Origin of the sequence: Moraxella sp. HMSC061H09 (assembly GCF_001809255.1) — a bacterium.
GTDB lineage: Bacteria > Pseudomonadota > Gammaproteobacteria > Pseudomonadales > Moraxellaceae > Moraxella > Moraxella catarrhalis.
In genome coordinates, this window is sequence record NZ_KV796853.1 from 64,321 (window position 1) to 90,509 (window position 26,189).

Consider the following 26,189-nt stretch of genomic DNA (forward strand, 5'->3'; position numbering starts at 1 on the left):
ACAATAATTAGTACTTACGCTGATGACGCACTTGCTCACGATAGACTTTTTTCTTATAGCGTTTAACGGCAGCCGCTTTTTTACGCTTACGCTCTTGCGTAGGTTTTTCAAAGAATTCTTTTTTACGAACATCCGCTAGCACGCCAGCTTTTTCACAAGCACGCTTGAAGCGACGGATCGCAATATCAACTGGTTCGTTCTCTTTTACCTTTACTGAAGGCATAGGTTACTCCATATTTAAGACAGGTGGCATCAATCTGGCTGTATTATTCGCTATATAGCTCCGTTGTCTTGGGACGGGCATCAGCTCAAATCGGAAAAAAAATAAACCCATTCACCCTTTGGTGATATGGTCTGTTTTATCAAGACAGACAAAACAGCGAAAATTATACATGAATATTTATAAGAAAACAAGGATTAATTGCAGTCATGTTTAATATGGTCTAATTTTTTGTCAATAAATACTTATTTTTATTATCATTCACACTGTGACAATATAGGCAACATTGATTAATTTCAACCCATTTTCACCATTCAAACCGATTGAGCTAACACGCAGTTTAAAAAGTTAAACACTACTTGATCATCAAATAAGCAAGTAGTGTTTAATAATGACAAAGACTATTTTAGCCCCTTTTCCATATCCTCAAATTTTTGAACAATATAAACAGGCGGCGGTGCTGTCATCAGACTTACTGCAATGGTTGTCACCAAACTAAAAGCAAAACCGGGTAAAATTGAATAAATGGCATCATTAGCTGGCTGACCGCCAATCTCAAAACCACCATACACCCAAATAATCACCGTCAAGGCACCCACAATCATGCCAGCCAAAGCACCATTTCGGTTCATACGCTTCCACATCAGGCTTAAAATTACCAATGGACCAAATGCTGCCCCAAATCCTGCCCAAGCATGTGATACCAAATTTAATACTGAACTGTTGCTATCGCCTGCCAACATAATCGCAATGATCGCGACTAAAACAACCGAAATACGGCCAATAAGCACTTGGCGTGCCTCTGAGGCTTGTTTATCCAAAAATAACTTATAAATATCTCGTGTCAGTGAACTTGAGACCACCAGCAATTGGCTTGAGATGGTACTCATAATTGCTGCTAAAATTGCCGCCAACAAAAATCCTGAAATCAGCGGATGAAACAGCACTTGTGAAAATACCAAAAAGATGGTTTCAGGATCCTTAAGCTCTATACCTGTGCGTGCCACATAAGCAATCCCTGCCAAGCCAACCATCAAAGCACCAATTAGGCTTAAAATCATCCAGCCCATGCCAATCACCATGGCAGTCGGAACATCTTTAACTGAGCGAATTGCCATAAAGCGTACAATAATGTGTGGCTGACCAAAATAGCCAAAACCCCATGCCATCAAAGAGATAACACCCATGACAGTCACGCCATTCATCCAATTAAAGACCTCGGTATTTGTCTGTGTGGCAATCGCCATCGCCTCAGACACACCACCAATCTCGCCAAATGCTACCACAGGTACAATTAGCATGGCAATCAGCATAATGACGCCTTGGACAAAGTCAGTTAATGACACTGCCAAAAAGCCGCCAAACAAGGTATAAGCCACAACAACGCCTGCTGTTACCCACAAACCCATGCTATATGATAAATTCAATGAGCTTTCAAACAGTTTACCACCAGCCACCAAGCTGGCTGCTGTATAAACCGTAAAAAATAAGATAATGACCACCGCCGACATGATACGCAAAAGATGTGATTTATCATGAAAACGATTTGAAAAATAATCTGGTAAAGTAACAGCATTATCTGCAAGCTCGGTATAAACACGTAAACGCGGTGCAACAATCAGATAATTAGCACAAGCACCAATGGTCAGACCCAGTGCGATCCAAATACTTACCACGCCTGAAGCGTACATGTATCCTGGCAAGCCCAGCAAAAGCCAGCCTGACATATCAGACGCACCTGCAGATAATGCAGTTACAGCAGGACTTAGATTGCGTCCGCCAAGCATATATCCTTCAATGTCATTTTTTTGTTTAAAATAAGCATAAATTCCGATTGCAATCATCAAAATAAAATAGACAGCCAACGAAATCCATACACCTGTTTCTACAGATTGCATGGTCAATCTCCTTTTGATAACCAGCCTAGCGCATGTTATCATTTTTAATAAAATATATTGGTTGAAATATTAAAAATACATACACAAAGTATATGTATATTCACATTATAACACGAAAATAACAAATGATTATCATTTGGCAGAATACCATCAATATTTATTCACTTAATTTTAATTAAATGACCAAACTGCCCATTTGTTTTGTTTGCAATCGGTAATCAAATTCAAACTTTCTCATAAAATGATAATCAACCCCCTATCGTTTGATGACTTTAGGGAAATGTTATAAGTAAACCATTAAAATCCTTTAAAAAAGATTTGTTAATTTAAAAAACTTAGGTATAATATTATGCTTATTTTATTTTGATTATCAAAGTATGATCAAAATGATAAAACGCCCATTTGGGCATCACTTGGCGAGCTGGTCGCAAGCTCGTCTGACATTTGACATTTATCTATCCAAAAGGATCTTTCATGAGCCAATTTACTTTAAATGGTGTTGCGCGTGCTGAATCGCAGCAGGGTAAAGGTGCGAGCCGCCGCCTGCGTAAAGACAATCTTGTTCCAGCAATCATTTACGGTGGTAATGATGAGGCTGTGGCCATCTGTGTTAAAACCAACGAAATCGTTAAAGCCTTGTCTAACGAAAGCTTTTTTTCTAGCGTTATCACCATCAATCTAGATGGTGCTGAGCATGAAGTTATCATCAAAGCACTTCAACGCCACCCATCAAAAGGCTTTCCATTACATATCGATTTTCAACGCATCGTTCGTGGTCAAACCATGAATTTCAATGTGCCTGTAAATATCATCAATGAAGACAGCTCTGTCGGTAAAAAAGAAGGTGGTATTCTTACAATCTTGGTGAATGATATCGAAGTGAATTGCTTACCACGCAACCTACCAGAAGCTATTGAAGTTGATGTAGCAAACCTTGCCATCGGCGATTCTATTCATCTTAGCGATGTCACACTGCCAAATGAGGTGACTTTGGTGACGCATGATGAAGCTGACCTAAACCGTACCATCGCTACCATGCAGCCACCTGCTGTCATTGAAACTGCTGATGATGCCGAAGCTTCAACCGAAGAGACAACAGAAGCAGAAGTAGCACCAGCTGACGCTGAAGAGACTACCGAAGAGTAACATACACTCTGATAGTTTAAAAACCAGTAACTTGCTTACTGGTTTTTTCATCACATACCAAAAATAGGCAAGCAAAATGGGCATCAAATTAATTGTAGGGCTTGGTAATCCTGGTGTACAGTACCAACAAACACGGCATAATGCAGGCTTTTGGTTCGTTGAACAGCTTGCCGATAAATTTGGTATTCGGTTGATTTTTGATAAAAAATTTCATGGTCAAGTGGGGCGTGGCACGATTCACAATCAGGAAGTACGCCTGCTATTGCCCGAAACTTTTATGAACCGATCAGGGCAGTCTGTTGCACCTTTTACTAAATTTTATGGCATTCATCCAGAAAGTATTTTAATCGCACATGATGAACTTGATATTCCAGTTGGTAGTATTAAACTAAAAACAGGTGGTGGTCATGGTGGTCATAATGGCTTAAAAGATATCGTGCCACACATTGGTGCTGATTTTCATCGATTGCGTATTGGTATCGGTCGACCCATGCACTCATCACAAGTCAGCGGTCATGTACTTAGCAAACCTTCTGCTGATGACCGTATCAGTATTACAGCCGCCATTGATTGTGCCGTCGCCTCAATCCATGAAATTATCTTAGGCGATATGGAGCGTGCACGCAATCAAATTAATGGCTTTAGATAATACAAACCTACCAATCTTACCAATCCAGACTTGGTATATAAGCACATCAAATCCGCCTAATATATTCATCGGTACTCCATTTTAATGGCGGATACAGCAAAAAAGGATTAAAATCCCTGAAAAATTTGTGGATTTGCGTTATAATATGTCTATTGATTCATGTTAAATCACCCAAAAAGGATAGTTATGACCACGCCAAATCCTTATGCCCATCGTACCGCCCAGCATTTTGATGGTATCCGCTATGATGAAGCTTTAATCCAAAAATACAATCGCCAAGGTCCACGCTATACCTCCTACCCAACAGCCTTAGAATTCATGCCAATCGAACAAGGCGTTGAAGCTCAAATTTTAGTAAACCGAAATCCTGCCATACCATTATCTTTGTATATTCATATTCCGTTTTGTCATCATTTATGCTACTACTGTGGCTGCAATAAAATCATCACCAAAAAAAACAGCGATGCAGGCGATTATTTGACCTACTTATTTGCCGAAATCCGCCATAAAAAATCTTTATTGCGTGGTAAGACTTGGGTCAAACAGTTACATCTTGGTGGCGGTACACCCACTTTTTTAAGTGATGATGAACTCATCACGCTTTGGGATTTTTTGCATGAAGAGTTTTTATTTGCTGATGAGGGTGATTTTTCAATCGAAATTGACCCACGAGAACTACGCCCAAATACCTTAAAAATTTTAAAAGATTTGGGGTTTAATCGTCTAAGCTTTGGTGTACAAGACTTAGATAAAAAAGTACAAATTGCCGTCAATCGTGTACAATCGCTTGAGTTGATTCAAAATGTCATGCAAGAAGCACAAGCACTAGGCTTTGGCTCAACCAATATTGATTTGATTTATGGACTGCCACATCAAACACCTGCCAGCATGAATGCTACCATTGAACAAATCATCAAGCTTTCGCCAGACCGTCTTTCGGTATTCAATTACGCACATTTACCCGAACGATTTTTTGCCCAAAAACGCATTTTGGAAGCAGACCTACCCAGCCCCACCGATAAGCTAACCATGTTTGGTAATATCATCACATCGCTTGGTAATGCAGGCTATCAATATATTGGGATTGATCACTTTGCCAAGCCAGATGATGCCATGGCTATTGCACAACGACAAGGTAAGCTGCATCGTAACTTTCAAGGTTATGCAATCTTAGGCGAGTGCGATTTATTGGGTTTTGGTGTCAGTGCAATCAGCCAAATCGGCAAGCATATTTTGCAAAACCCAACGGCATTGGTCGACTATCAAGCCACTGTTCTTGCCAATACACTGCCCGCCATCAAACACATCCAAAGTGATGATAAAGATGCACTGCGTCGCCATGTCATTATGAATCTTTTATGCCATGATTACATGAGTTTTGAGGATTTGCACGCACGATTTGACATCGATGCCAAAGAATATTTCGCCAATGAAATTAAAAACCTACAAGATATGCAAACCGATGGTTTGGTTCAAATAGATGAAGATGGCATCACAATTTTGCCCAAAGGTCGAATCTTAGGACGCAGCATTGCGATGGTGTTTGATGAATATTTAGGCAAAAAACACACCAATCGTTTCTCAAAAGTTATCTAGCTTATCGTATTCAGACAAAATTAAAGACGATTTTTGCGGCGTTTGATGGTTTGCCATAGTGTTTGATGAGCAATTTTTGGTACTTTTAAGGTGATGGTATTTGACAACATATCATGCACCGCAAGCCCTTGACGGTTAAAAAGACAAAATAAGAAATTAAACAAAAACCCCAAGACTGTTGCTACCAAAATGGCAAACTTTGAGCCATGTAAAAGTGCCCCCAATAATGCACATAACGCAGGCAAAAGGCAAGCACTGATGATACGCACAAAACTTTGACGCCATGTTAAAAGTCCACCTTGATCATTGACGGTTTTTAATCGCCATGTTTGCATGCCCAGCGTTTGCCCTGATTTACGCCAAAAAATGCCATAAAACCCCACCAAAGTTAAGACAAATGATGGTGTCATAATTGCATTTTTATACCAATCTGGTAAAGTTTGGGCCTCTTGAGAACTTGTTCCAATCTCCAAAAATAGCACCGTACCCAAAACCGCCAATATCGATCCAACCAAAAATAACATTGCCAAAATCAGCATACCATCATAAATAATGGCAACCAAGCGTACCATAGGTTTGGCAACGGTAGGTTGTGATGGGGATGTAGAGACTAAATGAGAAGCGTTTGGCATGATTGATATATCAAAAAGAATTTGGGCTATTGTATCATGATTTAAATTTAGATGCATAAACTGCATGACAAAGCAAGACAAGCAATAGCTTACAAATAAAAATCACCGAATTTATCATTCGGTGATTTTTATCATATGGCACACCCGGAGAGATTCGAACTCCCGACCCCTTAGTTCGTAGCCAAGTGCTCTATCCAACTGAGCTACGGGTGCAAGTTCAACTGAGATATTCTGAATATCTTTCGTTGTGGCGGCTATTATACAGTGATTATTTTGTATGTCAAGCACTTTTTTAAATTATTTTCCAAAAATTAATCAGAAAATAAATGGCGGTGAAGGAGGGATTCGAACCCTCGATACCCGTAATTAGGTATGGTTCCTTAGCAGGGAACTGGTTTCAGCCACTCACCCACTTCACCGAACTTAGGCTAGATAAATTGCTAAATTTATTTGGTCATCATACATATCATAGATGATGGTTTTGCCTGTCGTTGTGGGCAATGATTATATCAAAATTACCAACGATTGCAAGCGATTTTGATAAAAATATGAAAAAATTTTGTAATTTTTACCAAAATCTTAGAAAATTCGCCCAATTTATCAAAAATTTGCTACCATATTCAATGATTAATTATAATCATGAGAGATAAACCATGCAAATCCATCAAATGCGACCGACAGTATTATGTTTTTCAGGACTGGACCCATCAGGTGGTGCAGGTATCCAAGCTGATATTGAATCAATTGGTGCTTCAGGTGCTCACGCCGCCATTGCCTGTACTGCCCTAACCATACAAAATTCTCAAAAAGTATTTGGCTTTGAACCTGTTTGTCATCAGCTGCTAAAGGCACAAGCGCAAGCGGTGCTAGACGACTTGCCTGTGCGTGCCATCAAATCTGGCATGATGGGAACGCTTGAGAATATCATTGCCTTGACCGAATTGTTCGAAACTTGTACCATCAAACACATCCCTTATGTTTTGGATCCTGTTTTGGTTGCCAATTCAGGTGGCATTTTGGGCGATGTGAAAACTTTAGCCCAAGCCTTTAGCCGTCTATTGCCCTACGCAACGCTCATCACGCCAAATACTCACGAAATCCGAGCATTGAGTGGGCAACAAGATTTACATGATGCTGCCAAAGCATTAAATGACCAAGGTGCAAACGCTGTACTGGTCAAAACCTCGCATGATTTTAATACAGGTGATATTGAACAATTTTTATACATAAATGGACGCATCCATCATACCAGCATTGTACCTAGATTGACTGGTGAATTTCATGGATCAGGATGCTCATTAGCCAGCCATATTGCAGGGCGTTTGGCGATGGGCGATGACATCATTGACGCCATTACAGCGGCCGATGCTTGGATTCACCAAACACTTATCCATGCCGACAAACCTCATCAATCTGATAATACCCAGCTTATCCCAAATCGTTTTATTTAACCAACCCAATGCTTAGCCAAAATAAAAACAGGGCAATTTGCCCTGTCTGAAATCCCCTAATTTATCCGCCCCAAATGTAGCTGCCAATAATGCCAATAAAATTTTCAAGCAGCAACAAACTAAATAGTGCTGCCAAAAATGATAAATCAATCATGCCAAGATTGGGGACAAAACGGCGAAATGGTGCGACTATCGGCTCGGGTAACTGCATCAAGACAAACATCACACTATTATTAATATTTAAAAATACAACAAGCAAACTACTGATTGCTGATGCAATCATGGTATAGCGAAGCAGTTGTAAAAATTTCATGATACCGCTTAAAGAACCAATAAAAAACAGCTCAATGGCAGTCATGGATCTACCCAAGATGATGGTATTAGCGGCAATGTTAATAAAATACAAAAGCAACATCAAAACCACAGCCGCTAGACTGATACGCCCTTTACCCATCGTTGGGAAAATGCGTGCAAACACATCCACCACGCTAGTCAAGCGATAAGCTGCTCGTGCTATCGGCATGTTGGTATCAATTTGGGCTAATTGAATCATGAAACGCACAAATATAAGCATCAAAGCAAAGTTGATGACCATATTGATTAAAACAAAAGACATGGAGTTCATAATATAAATCCATCATGGATAAAATTGACGACGGTTTAGTCCGCTTGGCTGAATGTTTGCCCAAGCTCAAAGCTGCGGTCACTACATGCCTGCATAGCACGGGCAAAAGCATCGCCCACATTATCATGATATAAGCTATCAAGTGCAGCAGCGGTCGTACCCCCCTTAGAAGTTACCTGCTCACGCAAAACGGCAGGGTTATTTTCTTCAGCCAATGCTGCTGCCCCCCGCATACTTTGTACTGCCAAAGTATGTGCATCTTCTGGTGATAACCCCATTTCTACCGCCTTGGCAATCATATTTTCAAGCACATAAAAAAAGTAAGCGGGTGCTGACCCTGCCACTGCTGTTACGGCATGTAACAAGGATTCATCTTCCACCCAAGACACCTTACCTGAAGCTTGCATGATATTTTGGGTCATTAAACGCACCTCATCACTCACATCAAAAGCATAAAGTCCAGATGCACCAAAGCCCTTACTGGCAGGTAGGTTTGGCATACAGCGTACGATTTTATCGTAGCCACCCAGCATATGTGATAACGCCTGAATCGACAGCCCCGCTGCGATGGATAAAACGGTTTGTTGCTGCAAATAAGGTGCTATACTGCCAGCAACTTGATGCATAATTTGTGGCTTGACTGCCAAAACCACAACATCAGCACCCTCGATAATCTGATGGGCATTATCAGGATTGGTTGCTATCAACCCTTTATCACGAAATTTGGCTTGTTTATCGTCATCGCTGTCTGAGACGCACAATGTCAATGCCAAATTATGCTGATTTTTTGCTTGCAAAAGACCATCAATAATCGCATGTGCCATATTGCCGCCACCAATGAAACTGATGGTTTTACCATTAAGCATACTAAAATCTGTCATAAGTTTTCTCCGTAATTTTTTAGGGCTGAGTGATTTTATCTTACAATCATACCAATAAAAACCACCAGTACCGTTTTATCTTCAATACATCAGTGAAATAACTCAGCTAAGGGTTAATTTCAAGGATTAATCAGGTGCATTGTACACCATTCGCCCTATTGGTGCAAAACTATCCAAACGCTGACCACTGCTCAAATCCCACACCATCATCGGTGCAATCAAATATGGATGACCTTGATGATTGATTTTCCATAAGCTGTCTCTTAGCCAAAATGGTATGCGTAATTTTTGAGCCAATTTTTTGCCTTTATATCTATGTTTACCAATGTTTATCGTATCGGTTTTGGTGATTTTTTGGATATCATCAATTTTAGCCATCAAGATAAGTTGACAACGGCCATCATCAGACAAAATCCAGCCTTGGCTACTTGGTTTGGTATGCCCTGATGTACCAAACAATGCCCAAATATCCGCACGATAACGATATAAACAGTCATCATAACAGCACATCACATAAGCCGCCTGTTCAGCTTGCCACACAAGCTGGCTACTGTGATCATTATCCTGTCGGCAAATCATCTCAATAACCTGCTGGGTCAACTGATGGCTTGGGGGCAGTGCTTCATCTGCCTGCAACCAGCGGTGCAGTACTAAGGCTTGCTCGGATTTTGATAAATTAAGAAAGTCTTTAATGCCAAGCACTTGCTGATAAGGCATTTGGTTGGCAGGATGATCCAAAGATGCCAGCAAAGTCTCCACTTGCTGATCCACCATGGTGGATGCCATTGATAGCAGGCCAGCTGACCGAACGATATTCTCAACCGCCTTAGGATTGAGCGTCAAAAGATGCGGTAAAATTTCTTGGCGAATGCGTCCACGAGCATAAGCAGGATCAGTATTGGTGATATCATCCACATAAGGCAGTGCATGGGCTTTTGCAAATTGACTGATCTGATTTCTAGATATCTTAAGCCAAGGTCGCCACAAGGTGATGGTTTTGGCTGCCTCGTCTGTATGCACAGTTTTGGCTTGCCAAACTTTCATACCTGACAGTCCTTGCAGTCCTGCACCCGAAACCAGCCGCATCAGTACTGTTTCGGCTTGGTCATTTGCATGGTGAGCAAGCATCAGTACATCACCTTGGTTCATGACCAGGCCAAAGGCTTGATAGCGTGCATCACGGGCATGCGTCTCACTATTTTTTGCCAAAGTTATCCGTAAAATTTGACAATCAAATCCATGCTCAATCGCCCAGCGATGAACCAATTGCATCCAAGCATCATTTGCCGCCTGCCAACCATGATGTACATGTAATATGGTGGGCAGCCTTATTATTTTACCTTGTCTATATAACAAGAAACATGCATAAGCCAAAGCCAAGGAATCCCTACCGCCACTACAAGCAAGATATAGCTTAGCATGAGCAGGCAATGCCAATTCATCAAAAGCACTCGATAAGCTTGTCAAAATATCATCAGTCATAAGCTTCACCAAATCCAATAAAAAACAAGGAGCGGCTTACTCCTTGTTTGTTATGATGTTTATATTTATGATAGTTATAATAATAACTTTAAATTTATAGTGATACTTTTGAATTAAACTGCATCAAACGCTGATACCGCTGTTCAAGCAGCTCATCAATTGGCAATGCGTGTAATTCTGCCAATTGTACTGTCAATAGGTTTTTTAGTGCTGCCATGACAGGTTCAGGTGCTTCATGCGCGCCCACACCTTCACTGACAATCTCATCAATCAGCTGCAATTGATACAAATTGGTTGCATTGAGCTTGAGTGCTTCTGACGCATCGGATGCTTTTTCAGCCGTCTTCCATAAGATAGATGCACACCCTTCTGGAGAGATGACCGAATAAATGCTATTTTCAAGCATATTAACCCGATCTGCCACACCAATGGCAAGCGCACCGCCTGAACCACCCTCGCCGATCACTGTCGCAATGATTGGCGTTTTTAGACTGGAAAATACTGCGATACTTTTGGCGATTGCCTCAGCTTGACCCCGCTCTTCGGCACCAACACCAGGATACGCACCTTGAGTATCGATAAAAGTAAACACAGGCAAACCAAAACGCTCCGCCAACTGTACCAAACGAATGATTTTACGGTAGCCTTCAGGGTTTGCCATACCAAAATTATGGGCAATACGCTCACGAGTGCTACGGCCACGATGTTGACCAACAACAAGTACAGGCTGGCCATTAAATCTTGCCAACCCACCAATAATAGCACGATCATCAGCAAACGCTCGATCTCCATGCAATTCATCAAACTCATCAAATAATGAATCGACATAATCTAAGAATAATGGTCGCTTTGCATGTCGTGCTAACTGTACGCTTTGCCAAACTTGACTCATAGGATACTCAATAAATTGTACAAATGTAAACTGATATTTAGTTTAGCACTTTTTTTAGGTCTCGTCATCTGTTTTATCTGAAATTTGTGATTTTTCATCAAATCAGCTTTCATTGATTTATATTTCAATATACTCAGCCAGCCACCTCTAATCGCACACCCCATTTGGCAAATTGTGCCACATCTTGTTCTAACTGTGTGATGATTAACTCTTTATGTAGCCCCTCACCGACGGTTACCTGCCAATGATCTGGTGTGACACTATATAAGTCAAGGGTGGCTGCCTTGGTGGTGCGACTTTGGCTAGATTGAGCTGCCAATCGCAAAATTAAGCACAGATACACCAATTTACACCCACCTAAGTTTTCAACGGTCTCTCGTGCATCGGCTTTTAGTTTGCGGCGGTGATGTCGTGCGATTTGGGCCATCATGGCTTGACCCACTTGGGAAAACCCTGCAATATCTGAATACTCAAGCAAATATGCACTATGACGCTGATAATTGCTATGCCCAACTGCCAAACCAATTTCATATAAATTGGCTGTGCGGCGTAATAAATCAGCATCTTCATCATCTAAACCCAACGCCTCTTTCACATGATGAAATAATCTGGCAGCGCGTGCCATCACCCGCCCTGCTTGTTTAGTATCCACCGAATACCGCTGTGCCATTGCTGCTACTGAACGATCACGCACATCTTCTGAATTTAGCCGACCCAGCATATCATACATCACCCCCTCTCTGAGTGCGCCGTCTGAATAGCCAAGTTCATCAATCTTTAAAGTTTGCATAATCTCAAGCAGCTGTGCCACACCTGCAGGAAAAACAGCTTGGCGATGCGCTTTAACACCATCAAAATCAATCTTATCAACACTGCCAAGCTTAATCAGATGCTTTTTTAGCTTTTGCATACTTTGGATTGTGATGCTCTCACCGCCAAATCCAAGCTCCGCTAAGACCAGCCTCGCAGCTTTAATCGTACCTGATGAGCCAATCGCATTATCCCAACCAACTTTTTGATAGCGTTTTGCAATCGTCAAAAGCTCAGAGCGTGTGTGCTTGGCAGCTTTATCAAAGGCACGCTCGGTGATTTTACCATCACCAAAAAATTTTTTGGTATAAGATACACAGCCCATTTGCAAAGATTCCATCTCGATTGGCTCAAATCCTTGTCCGATGATAAACTCTGTTGAACCACCGCCAATATCAATCACAAGGCGTTTATCCGTACTGGCATTAGAATGCGAAACACCCAAATAAATCAAACGAGCTTCCTCACGACCTGAGATAATCTCAATCGGCTTTGGTAAAATCTCATTGGCATACTGTATAAATTCGGCCGCATTGACCGCTTTACGAAGGGCATTGGTAGCAACAATACGCAGTCGACTTGGCTGCACCTCGGTGATATGCTGAGCAAATCGATGCAAACACTCAATACCCCGTTGCATCACCTCTTTGGACAACTGATTATTATCATCCAAACCTGCTGCCAACTGGACTTTTTCGGAAATGGAAGCAACTTTTCGCACCTCGCCATGATCTAAGCGTCCAATTGCCAAGTGAAAACTGTTTGAACCCAAATCAATCGCACCAAGCAACTCATCACGACTGATGGCAGCAGCATGGATGGCGTTGGCAATTTGTTGGTGGCGATGGTCATCATCTAAAATGGCTGATTGCATGGCAAATCCTTGGATAACATTTTTGATAAATGGGGTTATTTTACGACAGATGGCGGCTTTTATCCATCGGTTTTGCTAAGCTTTACAAATGCTTGGCTGGGCTTTATGTCAATTTGATACTGTTTTGGGTAACCACTCTGCCGTTTTTGGCAACAACTGTGCCATATCATCTGCCACGGGTGCAACAAAATTTTGTGGGCGTGTGACAGTGTGTCCATCATCATTCGTCATACCCAACTGCCAAGCGTGTAAGCACAAACGCCCAACTTTGGGTGCTAAAGGATTATTTTGATATTTATCATCGCCAAGTAGTGCATGCCCAATGTGTGCCATATGCACCCGAATCTGATGTGTGCGTCCCGTGGCAGGCATGGCAAGTACCAAACTGACGGGACAACCATCTTTTTTAAATCGTAATAAAGTTTTGATTTTGGTTAGGCTTGCTTTGGCATATTCACCAGCCTTTTGCTCGTTTAAATGGGCAACTTTGACACGGCGTTCCCCATTAGCCAATGTATAACGCAGTAACGGCACATCAATAACCATTTCATCAGCCTGAACATGACCCATCACCAAGCATAAATACCGCTTCTGTATCGTTTTTTTGCGAAATTGCTCTTGAAGGATTTTTAGGGTGCTGCGTTTTTTGGCAATCAGTAGCAGCCCTGAGGTGTCTTTATCAATCCGATGAATTAGCTCAAGGTATTTTTTACCCATAGCCAAACGCATCGCCTCAATGATGCCAAAGCTCTCACCTGAACCGCCATGCACTGCCATACCATGTGGCTTATTTAATACAATCAATCCATTATCTTCAAAAATAATACGCTCAAGCAGCCCTTTGGCAAGCTCTTCACTGATAATTGGTGCTTCACGCACGCTCAAGCGAATGGGCGCAACACGCACCACATCGCCCATATACAGCTTATCGTGTGCCTTGCACCGTTTGCCATTAATACGAATCTCATCACTGCGAATCAGTTTATAAAGATGTGAGCGAGGTAGACCTTTAAGCCTTGCCAATAAAAAGTTATCCACTCGCTGACCATCTTGATTATTCGTCACCGTCAAAAAATTCACTCGGCTAAAATCTGTAATAGCAAAATCGGCAGATTGTTGCACAGATTGCTTGGCTCTTTTAGATTTTTTGCTCAAATCGATGGGAAAAGGCTGTTTTTTTGAAGTTTTTTGTAAATTTTTCATTGTTTTGACATTTTTTAGTAGGCGTTTGGCAAAAGTTTTGGTATAGTTTATCATGTTGCAACGAAATTTTAGGATAATTTTTATTTTGACAAAGATTTATCCGATATTCATTTTGGCAAAAATTGTGGCAAATTTGCGATGACTTTGTCATCTAAGAATGTATCAATTGAAAGTTATCTATACAATGTACCACTAAGTACATTCGTGTGTTTTCATCACCTAAATTAAGTTTTAATGATAAAACTTTGATGGTAAGCTTACATTTATTCTTGAGGCTTTCATCAAGCATCAAACATGCTCTGATATCAGCCATATCAGCAAAAATACCATCTCAATACGGATGAATTTTTGCTAAAACAAGATTTTGCCATTTTTGATGCCATTTTCTATGCAACGACCAAACAACATTGACCAAGCAAATTTTTAAACTTTTGCCTACTATTGTTGCGATGCAACTTCGGTATTGATACCGTACAAGATTTTGCCAACCACCAATCCGTGGTGGCGTAATTTTGGGAACTGTTGGTTCAAAAGCACAAGACAAACTCTGCTTTTGCAAAACAATCCCCAACAAAGCCCAAAGAACATTGAGTTTTTAAAATCGGTGCAAGCGATTTTTATTTATCCAATCTTGTCTAAAAGATAAGTATCATTCAGATTGGTATCATTTTAGACAAACAACAGACATCAACAATGCCAAGACGGATAAATCTGTGACAACTTAACCCATCAAGCCCAAAGAAAACCAAGCTTGATTGATAAATCTTCGTAAACTTGATACCGATGTTGCTTAGCCTAGGCATTTTGCCCATAAGGAACATCATGAAACGCATCTTAATTAACGCCACACATAGTGAAGAAATTCGTGTTGCACTGTGCAAAGATAACCATTTATACGACTTTGACCTAGAAAATCGTACTCGTGAACAAAAAAAAGCCAATATTTATAAGGGTCATATCACTCGTGTAGAGCCTTCTTTGGAAGCTGCATTTGTTGAATATGGCTCAGCACGCCAAGGTTTTTTACCACTCCGAGAAATCGCCCCTGAATACCTAAACGGCAATACTCATGAAGACAGCATTAAGCAGCTCATCAAAGAAGGTGATGAAATCATCGTCCAAGTTGAAAAAGAAGAGCGTGGCAATAAAGGCGCTGCCTTATCCAGCTTTATTTCACTGGCGGGCAGATATTTGGTCTTGATGCCAAACAACCCCAAAGCAGGTGGCATCAGCCGTCAAATCTCAGGTAAAGTCCGTGAAGAAATGAAACAAATCATCGCAGGGCTAAACCTACCAAAAAATATGAGCGTGATTGTTCGCACAGCAGGACTTGGTAAAGGGGCTGATGATTTACAAAATGACCTTGACCATCTTTTAGATATTTGGAAATCCATCCAAGAACAAAATAAAAAACGCCCAAGCCCTTGCTTGGTACATCAAGAAGCGGGCGTGGTAACTCGTGCGGTCCGTGACTATTTGCGTGATGACATTGGCGAGGTTTGGATTGACAGTGAAAATGCTTATGATGAAGCTGCCAATTTCATCAAAGCTGTCATGCCGACCCAGCTTAGCAAACTGCGTAAATACACCGATTATGAGCCAATGTTTGCCCGTTTTGGTATTGAGCGTCAAATCGAAACCGCCTATCAGCGTGAAGTACGCCTACCTTCTGGTGGTTCTATTGTCATTGACCAAACTGAAGCTTTGGTTGCTATTGATATCAATTCATCAAAATCCACCAAGGGTTCAGATGTCGCCGAAACCGCCTATCATACCAATTTAGAAGCTGCCGATGAGATTGCTCGCCAGTTGCGTTTGCGTGATATGGGTGGTTTGATTGTCATTGATTTTATTGATATGAACGACCCACGCCACCAAAAAGATGTCGAAAAACGCCTCATCGAAGCAACACGCCATGACCGTGCCCGTGTTCAGTTTTCTGAGATTAGTAAATTTGGACTGATGCAGATGAGCCGACAACGCTTGCGTCCTTCTCTTGAGGAATCTACAGGCTATATTTGCCCTCGGTGCCACGGTAATGGCATGATTCGAGATTTGCGTTCTTTATCGCTATCTATCATGCGACAAATTGAACAAATTGCTCTCAAAGAACGCATGGGCGAAATTCAAGCTGAAGTCCCAACCGACATTGCGGCATTTTTATTAAATGAAAAACGAGAAAGTTTGGTTTATTTAGAGCAAGACAGCGGTGCACGAATCACCATTTTACCACATGCGCATCTTGAAAGCCCAAATTTTAGCCTACACTTTAACCCTGATGGATTTGCTCCGTCAAGCTATGAACGCATTGCTGACACCGAAGAAAAAGAAAATATCGACCGTGGTTATGAGGTGAATTGGCAAACAGACCACGAAAAATCAGACTCAAACCGTTGGCAAAAACCTGACAATAAGCCCATCAAAAAAAATACGACCGATTCAGAACCCAAGCCAACCAAACCAGAACCTCAAGCGGTTGCATGGTTGTCAAACTTATTTGCACCAAAACCACAAGCGAAAGTTGCTGGCAGTTTAGGTACAGCAGATGCCGCTTTGGCGATTGAAGCACTGGTAAATGGCGGTGCGGTAAGCCTAGGTGCAGCAGGCCGTATGGCAAATATCCAAGCACCATCAGCTGAGCCAATCCCACGCCCCCAAGCAGAAGATAAACGCCACAAAAAATCTCGAAATGCCAAAAAAGAATCCGGCGAAGAGACCGCCGCCCAAGCCCAACCCTCTGAAAAGACAGACAAAAAAACCAAAAAAGAACGCGACAAAGAACAGTATCCAAAGCGTGAAGCAGGCTCTCGCCGAGAATCTCGTGGTGAGATTGTGCGTGGTGAGACACTTCATAAAACCGAAGAAAAAGCGGATAAAGCTGATAAGCCCATTCGTGCCGATAAGCCCAAATCTGAAAAAACCGAAAAGCTACCACATCAAAAAGCGGCCAATCCTAAAGAAGTGGTGCTACATGTGAGCAGCATTAAAGCGGCTGAAAATAATACGCAAGTCATCCATCTTTCATTGGATGGCAGTAAGTCTACAAAACCAACAAAAGACGAAACATCAAGTGCCAAAGATGATGCCAAAATTGCACCTAAAGCAAATTCCAATCAGGCAATAAAAGCACCAAAAGAGCCGATACCTACCAAACCCAAGCACGAAGCTGAGCCGATCACACAATCAGATGAATCAGGTGAGATGAGTGCATTACATACGGTCTCTGCTACGACAGGGGTTGAGCCCAAACTGGCTGAAAAAATTCAGACACTTGCCAAATCTATGAATAAGGCTACCAACGACCCTAGAGTGGTACAAATCGCCCTTCAGCAGACACAGGCTATCAATCTCAATGCAATAACAGCAGGGGCGCTCATCTTGCGTGTCTTAGGTAAATCGGCGACAGGTAATTTTGTGAATGATTTTATCACTGCAATGACAAAAATGTCCACGCCTGCACAGTTTGATTTTGCCAACTTTGGTTATTCACCGCTGGATACAGCCACAAAAAATGAGTTTGGTAAACTAACTCAAGCGACCGCTCAAGCATCAGCGCCACAGGGCAGAACCGAGGCTATACCACGCCCAATCACACGCCGTGCTGCCAATGACCCTCGTGGTCAGCATCCTGAGTATATTGAAGCAACCAGCCCTAACAATGATCAGGTCAGCAAAACAATTGCTCAGCATTCTAATCAAGCCAGTCCTGATACTTTTGATCATGCTGTCACACCAGCCGACACCAAGCATAAGGAATCAAAGATAGCGACCGATTCTTCATCCGACTCAGATAACAGCCAACTTAGCAAAGCTGATGATGCGGTTGAACATCAAACCAATGATGCCATTGATGCTACAACGCTGGCTGCAGAGCAAATCTCTGATAGCATTGGCGACACCGTCAGTAAGACAATGGCTGATATCTCAACCGTCGTATCAGAAGCGGCTGATGATACTGCTAAAATGGCAGATTTGGATACTCATAACCAAGTGAAACCTGAAAGTGGTAAAGACAAAAAAGTCAGCCAAATCAAAGAGATCACCGCTGACCAAAAAACCGAACGCAAGACCAAGGCAAATAGCTATAAAGATATGATTGAAAATGTCGCAGGTCAGCTACAACCTCAGGTTGGTATTTTAAATCTGATGGCAACTAAACCTGCCAAAGTGTCCAAACCAGCCAAAACAAGAGCACCTAGAAAGCCAAGCAAAAAACCAACCAAGGTAGAAGTGCGTAAGTTATCTAAGCCTGTGGAGCCTTCTGAGTCTTCTCCTGCTAAATCAGCAGATGATTCAGCCAACAATTAATCCACATCCAATATTTGCACAAAAAAAGCACCATGAATCTACATGGTGCTTTTTTTATATTTTGGTTTCAAATGCTTAAAACGCATCAACATCAGAGCGATACTTTTTATTGAACATACGCAAAATCACCCAGTTTTTAGTGCCTATTTTTGTTTGGTCAAAAAAAGATATCCATCATTTCAAATGCTCATTTATTTGGTAATTGACAGATAGTCTTAAATAATATTAAGCGTATTAATATTTAACGCCATTCAAATACCAAACCGCTTTTCACGACTGCATGAAAAGCGGTTTTAGTTGGATGAATGGATTAATCATCAGTCGCCTTGATAACCTTTTAGTTTTAATCTTGCCCTATGTAATAGTGGCTCGGTATAGCCAGATGGTTCGGTCGCTCCTTTAAAGATAAGCTCGGCGGCGGTTTGAAAGGCAATGTTGTTATCAAAATCAGATGACATTGGGCGATAGATGGGGTCGGATGCGTTTTGTTCATCAACAACTTTTGCCATGCGTCTTAGGGCATCCCACACCTCATCGGCGGTTACGATACCGTGAACCAGCCAGTTGGCGACATGCTGAGAGGAGATACGCAAAGTGGCACGGTCTTCCATCAGTCCCACATCATTGATATCAGGCACTTTGGAACAACCCACGCCCAAATCAACCCAACGCACCACATAACCTAAGATGCCTTGGCAGTTGTTTTCAAGTTCACGGCGTTTTTGTTCTGCTGTCCAATTGGTATCGGTGGCAAGAGCAATGGTCAATAAATCATCAAGACTTGGTATGGCAAGGCGTGCCAATTCTTCTTGGCGTTTTGTAACATTGCATTTGTGATAATGAATGGCATGAATCACCGCCCCGCTTGGCGATGGCACCCATGCACAGCTTGCCCCAGCTTGTGGATGCTCAATTTTGGTGCGATACATATCGGCAAGCTCATCAGGCTTTGGCCACATGCCTTTACCAATTTGAGCCTTACCACGCAGTCCTGCATTAAGACCGATTAAGACATTGCGTTTTTCATAGGCATGAAACCAGATTTGCTCTTTAATCTCACCCTTACGCACAAATGCCCCTGCATGCATGGCGGTATGAATCTCATCGCCTGTTCTGTCCATAAAGCCTGTGTTAATAAAAATCGTCCGCTCATAAGCTTGGGCGATACAGTTTTTTAGGTTGGCAGAGGTTCTACGCTCTTCATCCATGATGCCCATTTTTAGGCTATTTTTGGGCAAGCCAATGGCTTTTTCGGCACAAGAGAACAGCTCGGCAGCAAACGCCACCTCTTGTGAACCGTGCATTTTTGGCTTGACAATATACATTGAACCTGTACGAGAGTTACGCAAGGTATTTTCACCACGAATGTCAATGGCACAGAGCATGGGCGTGATAAGTGCATCCATCATCCCCTCAAAAATCTCCTCGCCACCCACCAAGATGGCAGGATTTGTCATCAAATGCCCCACATTGCGAAGTAGCATGAGTGAACGCCCATGCAGAGTTTGGGTATTGCCATTTAGGTCAGTATAAGTGCGGTCAGCATTTAGCGTACGGGTGATGGTTTTACCATTTTTTTCTAAGGTCTCAGACAAATCACCTTTCATAAGACCCAGCCAGTTGCGATAGCCCTCCACTTTTTCTTCGGCATCTACCGCCGCCACAGAGTCCTCCAAATCTTGAATGGTGGTAACGGCAGATTCTAGCAGTATATCCTTAACCCCTGCTTTGTCATCTTTGCCAATGATACTGTGTGGGTCAATCTGGATGATGACATGTAAGCCGTTGTTTTTTAATATGATTTCGCTCGGATTGTCAGGCACGCCATTATAGCCTACCACTTTATTTTCTGTTAAAGTGCTCCAAGATTTGCCCATATTGGCAGATAATTGACCGTCTTTTATGGCATAAGATATGACATCAGCGTGTGAGCCGTCCACAAGCGGGAAAGTTTCATCAAGAAAATTTTTGGCAAATGCGATGACCTTTGCCCCACGCACAGGATTATAGCCCTTACCTTTTTCAGCACCGTCCGTTTCTGCGATGATATCAAAACCGTATAACGCATCATAAAGCGACCCCCAACGGGCATTGGCGGCATTTAGGCAATAGCGGGCATTACGCACAGGCACGACAAGCTGGGGCCCTGCCATGGTGGCAATCTCCTCATCGACATTTTCGGTGGTGATGGTAAAATCTGCAACCTCAGGTTCAAGATAGCCAATTTCGCTTAAAAATTGCTTATACGCACCCAGCTCATAAACATGATTTTTGTGCCAATCGTCAATCTTGGCTTGCAATTTCTCACGATGGGCAAGCAAGGCTTTATTTTTTGGGGTCAATTCAAGCACAACTTGCTCAAAATTTCTCCAATAAGTATCACTGTCAAGTTTGGCGATAGGTAAGGCTTCATTTTCAATAAAATCAAATAAAATCTTGTCAATGGCAAGCGAGCCTTTGATGATGCGTTGGGTGGTCATAATTTTATCCTTAAAATGATTTGAGATGTTGGGGCATGGTCTGTACTTTATATGCCAAAATACCTTGAAACAATCTCTTGAAACAATGTCTTGAAATTTTAAATAAAAACGGTGTTGTGCCTTAACAGCAAAACACCGTTTTTTTATTTGATGGGTATTAACCGCCAAATTGGTTCATGGTGTTCTTACTTGCATCGCCCGCTTTTAGGGCGTTTTCACCTGAGAAAATCTCTTTGTGGTCATCGCCAATGTCAGAGCCTGCCATGGCTTGGTGTTTCACGCAAGCGATACCATCACGAATCTCTTTACGCTGCACACCAGCGACATAGGCAAGCATGCCCTCATCGCCAAAGTAGCCTTTGGCAAGCTCATGGGTAGATAAAGCGGCAGTGTGATAAGTGGGTAATGTGATGAGATGGTGAAATACGCCAGCTTCACGGGCAGCATCTGCTTGGAAAGTACGGATTTTTTCATCAGCATCATAAGCAAGCTCACTGTCATCATATTGGGCATCCATGAGCTTATCACGGTCATAGCCTGATAAATCACGACCTTCATCCGCCCAGCGATCATAGGCTTGTTGGCGGAAGTTGATTGTCCAGTTAAACGATGGTGAATTGTTGTACACCAATTTGGCATCTGGTACTTGTTTTTTGATGTCATTGACAAATCTTGCAATGCCCGCCACATCTGGGGTTGGGGTCTCAATCCAAATCATGTCCGCACCGTTTTGTAGCGATGTGACACAATCTAGCACCACACGCTCATGCTGCGTGCCTTCACGGAATTGATATAGACCCGATGGCAGACGAGTTGGGCGGTGTAGCTTGCCGTTACGCTTGATAAGAATTTCATCTTCTTTGGCTTCACTGATGTCAATCTCGGTGGTCTGTAAATAGCTGATGTATTTACTCGCCAAATCGCCCGCTTCACGGCTGACTGGGATTTTTTGGGTCAAATCAGCACCCTCTGAGTCGGTACGGGCCACAATCACGCCCTCATCCACGCCAAGCTCTAAGAACGCATAACGCACGGCGTTAATTTTTGCCAAAAAGTCTTCGTGTGGTACAGTCACTTTACCCGCTTGATGCCCACATTGCTTAGCATCTGACACCTGATTTTCAATTTGAATGGCACAAGCACCCGCTTCAATCATTTGTTTGGTTAATAAATAGGTTGCTTCTTCGTTACCAAAACCTGCATCAATGTCAGCGATGATTGGCACAACATGGGTTTCAAAGTTGTCAATTTTCGCTTCAATTTCTTTGACCTTTGCCTCATCGCCTGCTTGCTCTGCTTGTTGCAAGGCACGGAATAAATCATTTAGCTCTTTGGCATCTGCTTGACGAAGAAAAGTATAAATCTCTTCAATGAGTTTTGGTACGGCGGTTTTTTCGTGCATGGATTGGTCAGGCAATGGGCCAAATTCAGAACGCAATGCAGCAACCATCCAGCCTGATAGGTAGATGTAGCGTTTGCTGGTAGTGCCAAAGTATTTTTTGTTGGCAATCATCTTTTGCTGGGCGATAAATCCATGCCAACAGCCAAGGGATTGGGTGTATTTTGAGTTATCAGCATCATACTCTGCCATATCACGACGCATGATGCTTGCGGTGTATTTGGCGATGTCAAGACCTGTTTTAAAACGGTTTTGGACAACCATGCGAGCGGCATCTTCTGGGCGGATGGCGTCCCAATAATTACCTAATTTGGCTTTAACAGAGCGAACATATTCTAGGGCTGATTGGTAGGTCATTACTAACTCCTTTTAATTTGACAACTCAATAAATGTCTTATGACAAGATAGCACATTATGTGCCTAGTCGCTGATGAGTGGGTGATTTTAGGGTTAACTAAAGTTACCTATTAAAGTTACCTGTCATCTAGCTGTTATATACAGCATACCCAAAATAATGCGATTAATCCAATAGCCTTGACCAATGTTCACCATTTTTAAAATAAATGGATATAAAATTATCATTAAATTTTCAAATAAATAAAATTATATGGTTGCTATGTCTTGATTTATATCAGATTTTTTAAGTGATCTATCAGTATTTTATAAATAATCATCATAAGATATTCTTGATAATCTACCCATTAAAGCTTGCTAAATTTGTCTTTCTTGGCTATTTTTATGCTAAAATTGTACACTTGTACTGCCAATAGATGATGATTTCATGCCAATGGATGAGATATTAGACCACCTGCCTCCAAAACTTGCCGATTTTGTATTCACTCAAGGGTCGTTAACGGCACGATTAGAAGCACACTCAAAAAAACCCCTAAAGGTTGAAATCATCCATCAAGGCTATCAGCCACTCACCTTTGCCCAAAAATCACAACTGGGACTGCCCCTAAATCGCCCACACATGGCTTGGGTACGCAGTGTCAAGTTATACGGTGATGCGGACGCTTGGGTGCTTGCCAAAAGTATTTTTCCTTTGTCATCACTGACAGGTTCATTAGCACGCCTAAAAGCACTGGGTGCAACGCCCATCGGATATGTTTTGTTCAAAAAAAGGCAACAACTGCCAATTAAGCGTCATTTTTATCGGTATGATGGTCAAATTGGTCGGCAAACAGTTTATGATATCAATGGGCGTAAAATCTTGATTGATGAGCTATTTTTGGCAGCTTTTCAAGCATCTTTTGACCAATGACAGCACAGATACCGTCAAGATAAAATTCAGTCATTTTGTGTAATCAATGAAAAATAGGCACCGCCCTAGTGAATATTGGGCAAGTATGCTAAACTAATCTTGACTTTTTATTCTCCCACCAAACAAGGAAAATTCATGTTTAAAGAAATTTCGCTACATCAATACGACCCAGAATTGGCAACACAAATTGATGCCGAAACCAAACGCCAAGAAGATCATATTGAGCTTATCGCATCAGAAAATTACTGCTCACCTGCTGTCATGCAAGCCCAAGGCTCAACCTTAACCAATAAATACGCCGAAGGTTATCCAAAAAAACGCTACTATGGTGGTTGTGAGCATGTTGATGCCATCGAGCAAATTGCCATTGACCGTGCCAAAGAACTGTTTGGTGCTGATTATGTCAATGTACAACCACATTCAGGTTCAAGTGCCAACAGTGCGGTATTTCTGGCATTACTTGAGCCAAATGACACTGTACTTGGTATGAGCTTAGCACATGGTGGTCACCTAACCCATGGGGCATCTGTCAATTTTTCAGGACGCAATTATCATGCGGTTCAATATGGATTGGACACCGAAACTGGCTTGATTGATTATGAAGAAGTCGCCCGCCTAGCCCGTGAGCATAAGCCCAAAATGATCATTGCAGGTTTTTCAGCATACAGCCAAATCATTGACTGGCAAAAGTTCCGTGACATTGCCGATGAGGTAGGCGCATATTTGATGGCGGATATGGCACATGTTGCAGGTCTTGTGGCAACTGGCATTTACCCAAGCCCTGTACAAATTGCCGATGTCACCACCACAACCACTCATAAGACACTGCGTGGTCCACGCTCTGGTTTAATTTTAGCCAAAGCCAATGAAGAGATTGAGAAAAAATTGGCATCTGCTGTTTTTCCAGGTAGTCAAGGCGGTCCGCTGATGCATGCTATCGCCGCTAAAGCTGTTTGCTTTAAAGAGGCAATGAGTGATGATTTTCAGAGCTATCAAAAGCAAGTCATTATCAATGCCAAAGCGATGGCAGAGGTTATCCAAAGTCGTGGCTATGAAATTGTCTCTGGTGGCACCAAAAACCATCTGATGCTTATCAGCTTAATCAAACAAGGCATCACTGGTAAAGAGGCGGACAAATGGCTTGGCGATGCTCACATTACTGTGAACAAAAATTCTGTGCCAAATGACCCAAAATCACCATTTGTAACAAGTGGTATCCGCATTGGTACGCCTGCCGTTACCACGCGTGGCTTTGGTGAAGCTGAGGTTCGTGAATTGGCTGGCTGGATTTGTGATGTTTTAGACGCACGAGGTGATGAAGCAGTCTTAGCAGCAACGCGTGAAAAGATTGCCCAAATTTGTAACAAATTGCCTGTTTATGAGCGTAATGTGGCATAATATTCGCTGATCATATTTCTAAAGTCGCTCAATCTTGAGCGGCTTTTTTCAACATACAATTCTCATAAAGTTTGTATCATTTCATCATGAATCATATCGATAATTCAAACACACTAAGCAATCTGCATAAACTGGCTGATGCCTGCTTGTATGATTTTCGCCCACCAGCAGACAAGCTGCGTACACATGGTTTTTTGGGTGCAGGGGGCGATTTGACAGTGTCAACACTATTACACGCTTATCGTTCTGGTGCCTTTCCTTGGTTTGATGAAGACGAGCCAATCTGCTGGTGGTCGCCAGAGATACGCTGCGTCATTACACCAAATGACTTTTATCCCAGTAAATCACTGATACGCACAGCCAAAAAGCAGCCTTGGACCATCACCACTAATGCTGATTTTGAGGCAGTGATAAATGCGTGTCGTGCGCCTCGCCGTGATACCTTTCAGACTTGGATTCATGATAATATGGTTTTGGCGTATCGACAGCTATTTAAAATTGGTGCGGCGGCAAGTATAGAAGTTTGGGCAGGCATGCCATATGACAGCGAGCTGATCGGAGGTTTATACGGCGTGAGTTTTGGTTCGATATTTTGTGGAGAAAGTATGTTTCACAGGCGTAACGATGCCTCAAAAATTGCCTTTTGGGCATTGATGCACTGGGCAAATCAATACGGCATACAGCTCATAGATTGCCAACTTGAAAATCCGCATTTAAGACGCCTTGGGGCAAATTTGATGCCAAGAGATGAGTTTTTGGAGTTACTAAAACACCTTGTCATGACGCCGTGCTTGGGAATTTCTGGCAATTTAATGCAAATATCTTGCATTGATTTAGTGAATTCATCCAAATAATTTAGATTTATTCAAATAACTATTTAACATATTCAGCTAAGACAACCCCCATAAGCTCATAAAAAAATCCCACATCGGTAATAAGCGATATAGGATTTTCAGAGTTTGGCGGTGACGGAGGGATTCG

The 26,189-nt window shown here is 42.1% G+C and carries 19 protein-coding genes and 2 tRNA genes; 8 read left to right on the forward strand and 13 right to left on the reverse strand.

Annotated features, from left to right (window positions below):
* Positions 1–7 precede the first annotated feature (7 nt).
* Both rpsU and putP read right to left on the reverse strand, forming a co-directional pair.
* On the reverse strand, positions 8–223 hold the full coding sequence (gene rpsU / locus HMPREF2573_RS06040; protein WP_003657016.1) for a 30S ribosomal protein S21: 216 nt from the start codon (positions 221–223) through the stop codon (positions 8–10).
* 398 nt (positions 224–621) lie between these two features.
* Positions 622–2,118: a sodium/proline symporter PutP gene (putP, locus tag HMPREF2573_RS06045; protein WP_003657018.1), complete on the reverse strand. Its 1,497-nt coding sequence runs from the start codon at positions 2,116–2,118 to the stop codon at positions 622–624.
* A 474-nt stretch (positions 2,119–2,592) separates the two neighbouring features.
* Between putP and HMPREF2573_RS06050 the strand changes: the two genes are divergently transcribed.
* From HMPREF2573_RS06050 to hemN, 3 genes are all read left to right on the forward strand, one after another.
* The gene (locus HMPREF2573_RS06050; RefSeq protein WP_003658644.1) at positions 2,593–3,264 is read left to right on the forward strand and encodes a 50S ribosomal protein L25/general stress protein Ctc; all 672 of its coding nucleotides are present in this window, start codon (positions 2,593–2,595) and stop codon (positions 3,262–3,264) included.
* Between the two features lie 76 nt (positions 3,265–3,340).
* Positions 3,341–3,913 carry an aminoacyl-tRNA hydrolase gene (pth, locus tag HMPREF2573_RS06055; RefSeq protein ID WP_003657021.1) on the forward strand — a complete coding sequence of 191 codons (573 nt, stop codon included), beginning with the start codon at positions 3,341–3,343 and terminating at the stop codon, positions 3,911–3,913.
* A gap of 186 nt (positions 3,914–4,099) precedes the next feature.
* Entirely contained in the window at positions 4,100–5,509 is a 1,410-nt protein-coding gene (hemN, locus tag HMPREF2573_RS06060) for an oxygen-independent coproporphyrinogen III oxidase (protein WP_070472900.1), read from the forward strand.
* Positions 5,510–5,529: 20 nt separating this feature from the next.
* Here the strand turns inward: hemN and HMPREF2573_RS06065 are convergent, their stop codons facing one another.
* The 3 genes from HMPREF2573_RS06065 to HMPREF2573_RS06075 form a co-directional block, all read right to left on the reverse strand.
* Complete coding sequence (locus HMPREF2573_RS06065; RefSeq protein WP_003663155.1) at positions 5,530–6,081, reverse strand: RDD family protein; 552 nt, start codon at positions 6,079–6,081, stop codon at positions 5,530–5,532.
* A 196-nt stretch (positions 6,082–6,277) separates the two neighbouring features.
* Positions 6,278–6,354, reverse strand: a tRNA-Arg gene (locus HMPREF2573_RS06070).
* 114 nt (positions 6,355–6,468) lie between these two features.
* Positions 6,469–6,560, reverse strand: a tRNA-Ser gene (locus HMPREF2573_RS06075).
* Between the two features lie 234 nt (positions 6,561–6,794).
* On the opposite strand from HMPREF2573_RS06075, the gene HMPREF2573_RS06080 reads away from it, so the two are divergent.
* Positions 6,795–7,592 (forward strand): hydroxymethylpyrimidine/phosphomethylpyrimidine kinase, encoded by a 798-nt coding sequence (locus HMPREF2573_RS06080; protein WP_003657026.1) that lies wholly within the window; start codon positions 6,795–6,797, stop codon positions 7,590–7,592.
* 61 nt (positions 7,593–7,653) lie between these two features.
* On the opposite strand, the gene HMPREF2573_RS06085 is transcribed toward HMPREF2573_RS06080, so the two are convergent.
* The 6 genes from HMPREF2573_RS06085 to HMPREF2573_RS06110 all read right to left on the reverse strand — a co-directional run bounded on the left by HMPREF2573_RS06085 (position 7,654) and on the right by HMPREF2573_RS06110 (position 14,413).
* On the reverse strand, positions 7,654–8,217 hold the full coding sequence (locus HMPREF2573_RS06085; RefSeq protein ID WP_070472903.1) for a YggT family protein: 564 nt from the start codon (positions 8,215–8,217) through the stop codon (positions 7,654–7,656).
* A gap of 35 nt (positions 8,218–8,252) precedes the next feature.
* The gene (gene proC / locus HMPREF2573_RS06090; protein WP_003658648.1) at positions 8,253–9,098 is read right to left on the reverse strand and encodes a pyrroline-5-carboxylate reductase; all 846 of its coding nucleotides are present in this window, start codon (positions 9,096–9,098) and stop codon (positions 8,253–8,255) included.
* Positions 9,099–9,224: 126 nt separating this feature from the next.
* Positions 9,225–10,580: a tRNA lysidine(34) synthetase TilS gene (gene tilS, locus HMPREF2573_RS06095; RefSeq protein WP_070472906.1), complete on the reverse strand. Its 1,356-nt coding sequence runs from the start codon at positions 10,578–10,580 to the stop codon at positions 9,225–9,227.
* Between the two features lie 94 nt (positions 10,581–10,674).
* Positions 10,675–11,472 (reverse strand): acetyl-CoA carboxylase carboxyltransferase subunit alpha, encoded by a 798-nt coding sequence (locus HMPREF2573_RS06100; RefSeq protein ID WP_003657031.1) that lies wholly within the window; start codon positions 11,470–11,472, stop codon positions 10,675–10,677.
* A 133-nt stretch (positions 11,473–11,605) separates the two neighbouring features.
* Positions 11,606–13,156, reverse strand: coding sequence for an exopolyphosphatase (ppx, locus tag HMPREF2573_RS06105; protein ID WP_003660952.1), 1,551 nt, complete (start codon positions 13,154–13,156; stop codon positions 11,606–11,608).
* A gap of 108 nt (positions 13,157–13,264) precedes the next feature.
* Positions 13,265–14,413 (reverse strand): RluA family pseudouridine synthase, encoded by a 1,149-nt coding sequence (locus tag HMPREF2573_RS06110; protein ID WP_003670232.1) that lies wholly within the window; start codon positions 14,411–14,413, stop codon positions 13,265–13,267.
* Positions 14,414–15,181: 768 nt separating this feature from the next.
* Between HMPREF2573_RS06110 and HMPREF2573_RS06115 the strand changes: the two genes are divergently transcribed.
* Entirely contained in the window at positions 15,182–18,667 is a 3,486-nt protein-coding gene (locus tag HMPREF2573_RS06115; RefSeq protein WP_070472909.1) for an Rne/Rng family ribonuclease, read from the forward strand.
* 317 nt (positions 18,668–18,984) lie between these two features.
* On the opposite strand, the gene HMPREF2573_RS06120 is transcribed toward HMPREF2573_RS06115, so the two are convergent.
* Positions 18,985–21,147 carry a malate synthase G gene (locus tag HMPREF2573_RS06120; RefSeq protein WP_070472912.1) on the reverse strand — a complete coding sequence of 721 codons (2,163 nt, stop codon included), beginning with the start codon at positions 21,145–21,147 and terminating at the stop codon, positions 18,985–18,987.
* A 157-nt stretch (positions 21,148–21,304) separates the two neighbouring features.
* Entirely contained in the window at positions 21,305–22,903 is a 1,599-nt protein-coding gene (locus HMPREF2573_RS06125) for an isocitrate lyase (protein WP_042510452.1), read from the reverse strand.
* Between the two features lie 424 nt (positions 22,904–23,327).
* Here HMPREF2573_RS06125 and HMPREF2573_RS06130 point away from each other — a divergent pair, with 424 nt between their 5' ends.
* The 3 genes from HMPREF2573_RS06130 to aat all read left to right on the forward strand — a co-directional run bounded on the left by HMPREF2573_RS06130 (position 23,328) and on the right by aat (position 26,062).
* Positions 23,328–23,810: a chorismate--pyruvate lyase family protein gene (locus HMPREF2573_RS06130; protein WP_042510453.1), complete on the forward strand. Its 483-nt coding sequence runs from the start codon at positions 23,328–23,330 to the stop codon at positions 23,808–23,810.
* A gap of 135 nt (positions 23,811–23,945) precedes the next feature.
* On the forward strand, positions 23,946–25,208 hold the full coding sequence (glyA, locus tag HMPREF2573_RS06135) for a serine hydroxymethyltransferase (protein ID WP_003657037.1): 1,263 nt from the start codon (positions 23,946–23,948) through the stop codon (positions 25,206–25,208).
* Between the two features lie 86 nt (positions 25,209–25,294).
* Positions 25,295–26,062, forward strand: a complete 768-nt coding sequence (gene aat, locus HMPREF2573_RS06140) for a leucyl/phenylalanyl-tRNA--protein transferase (protein WP_003657038.1) — start codon at positions 25,295–25,297, stop codon at positions 26,060–26,062.
* Positions 26,063–26,189: the final 127 nt, after the last annotated feature.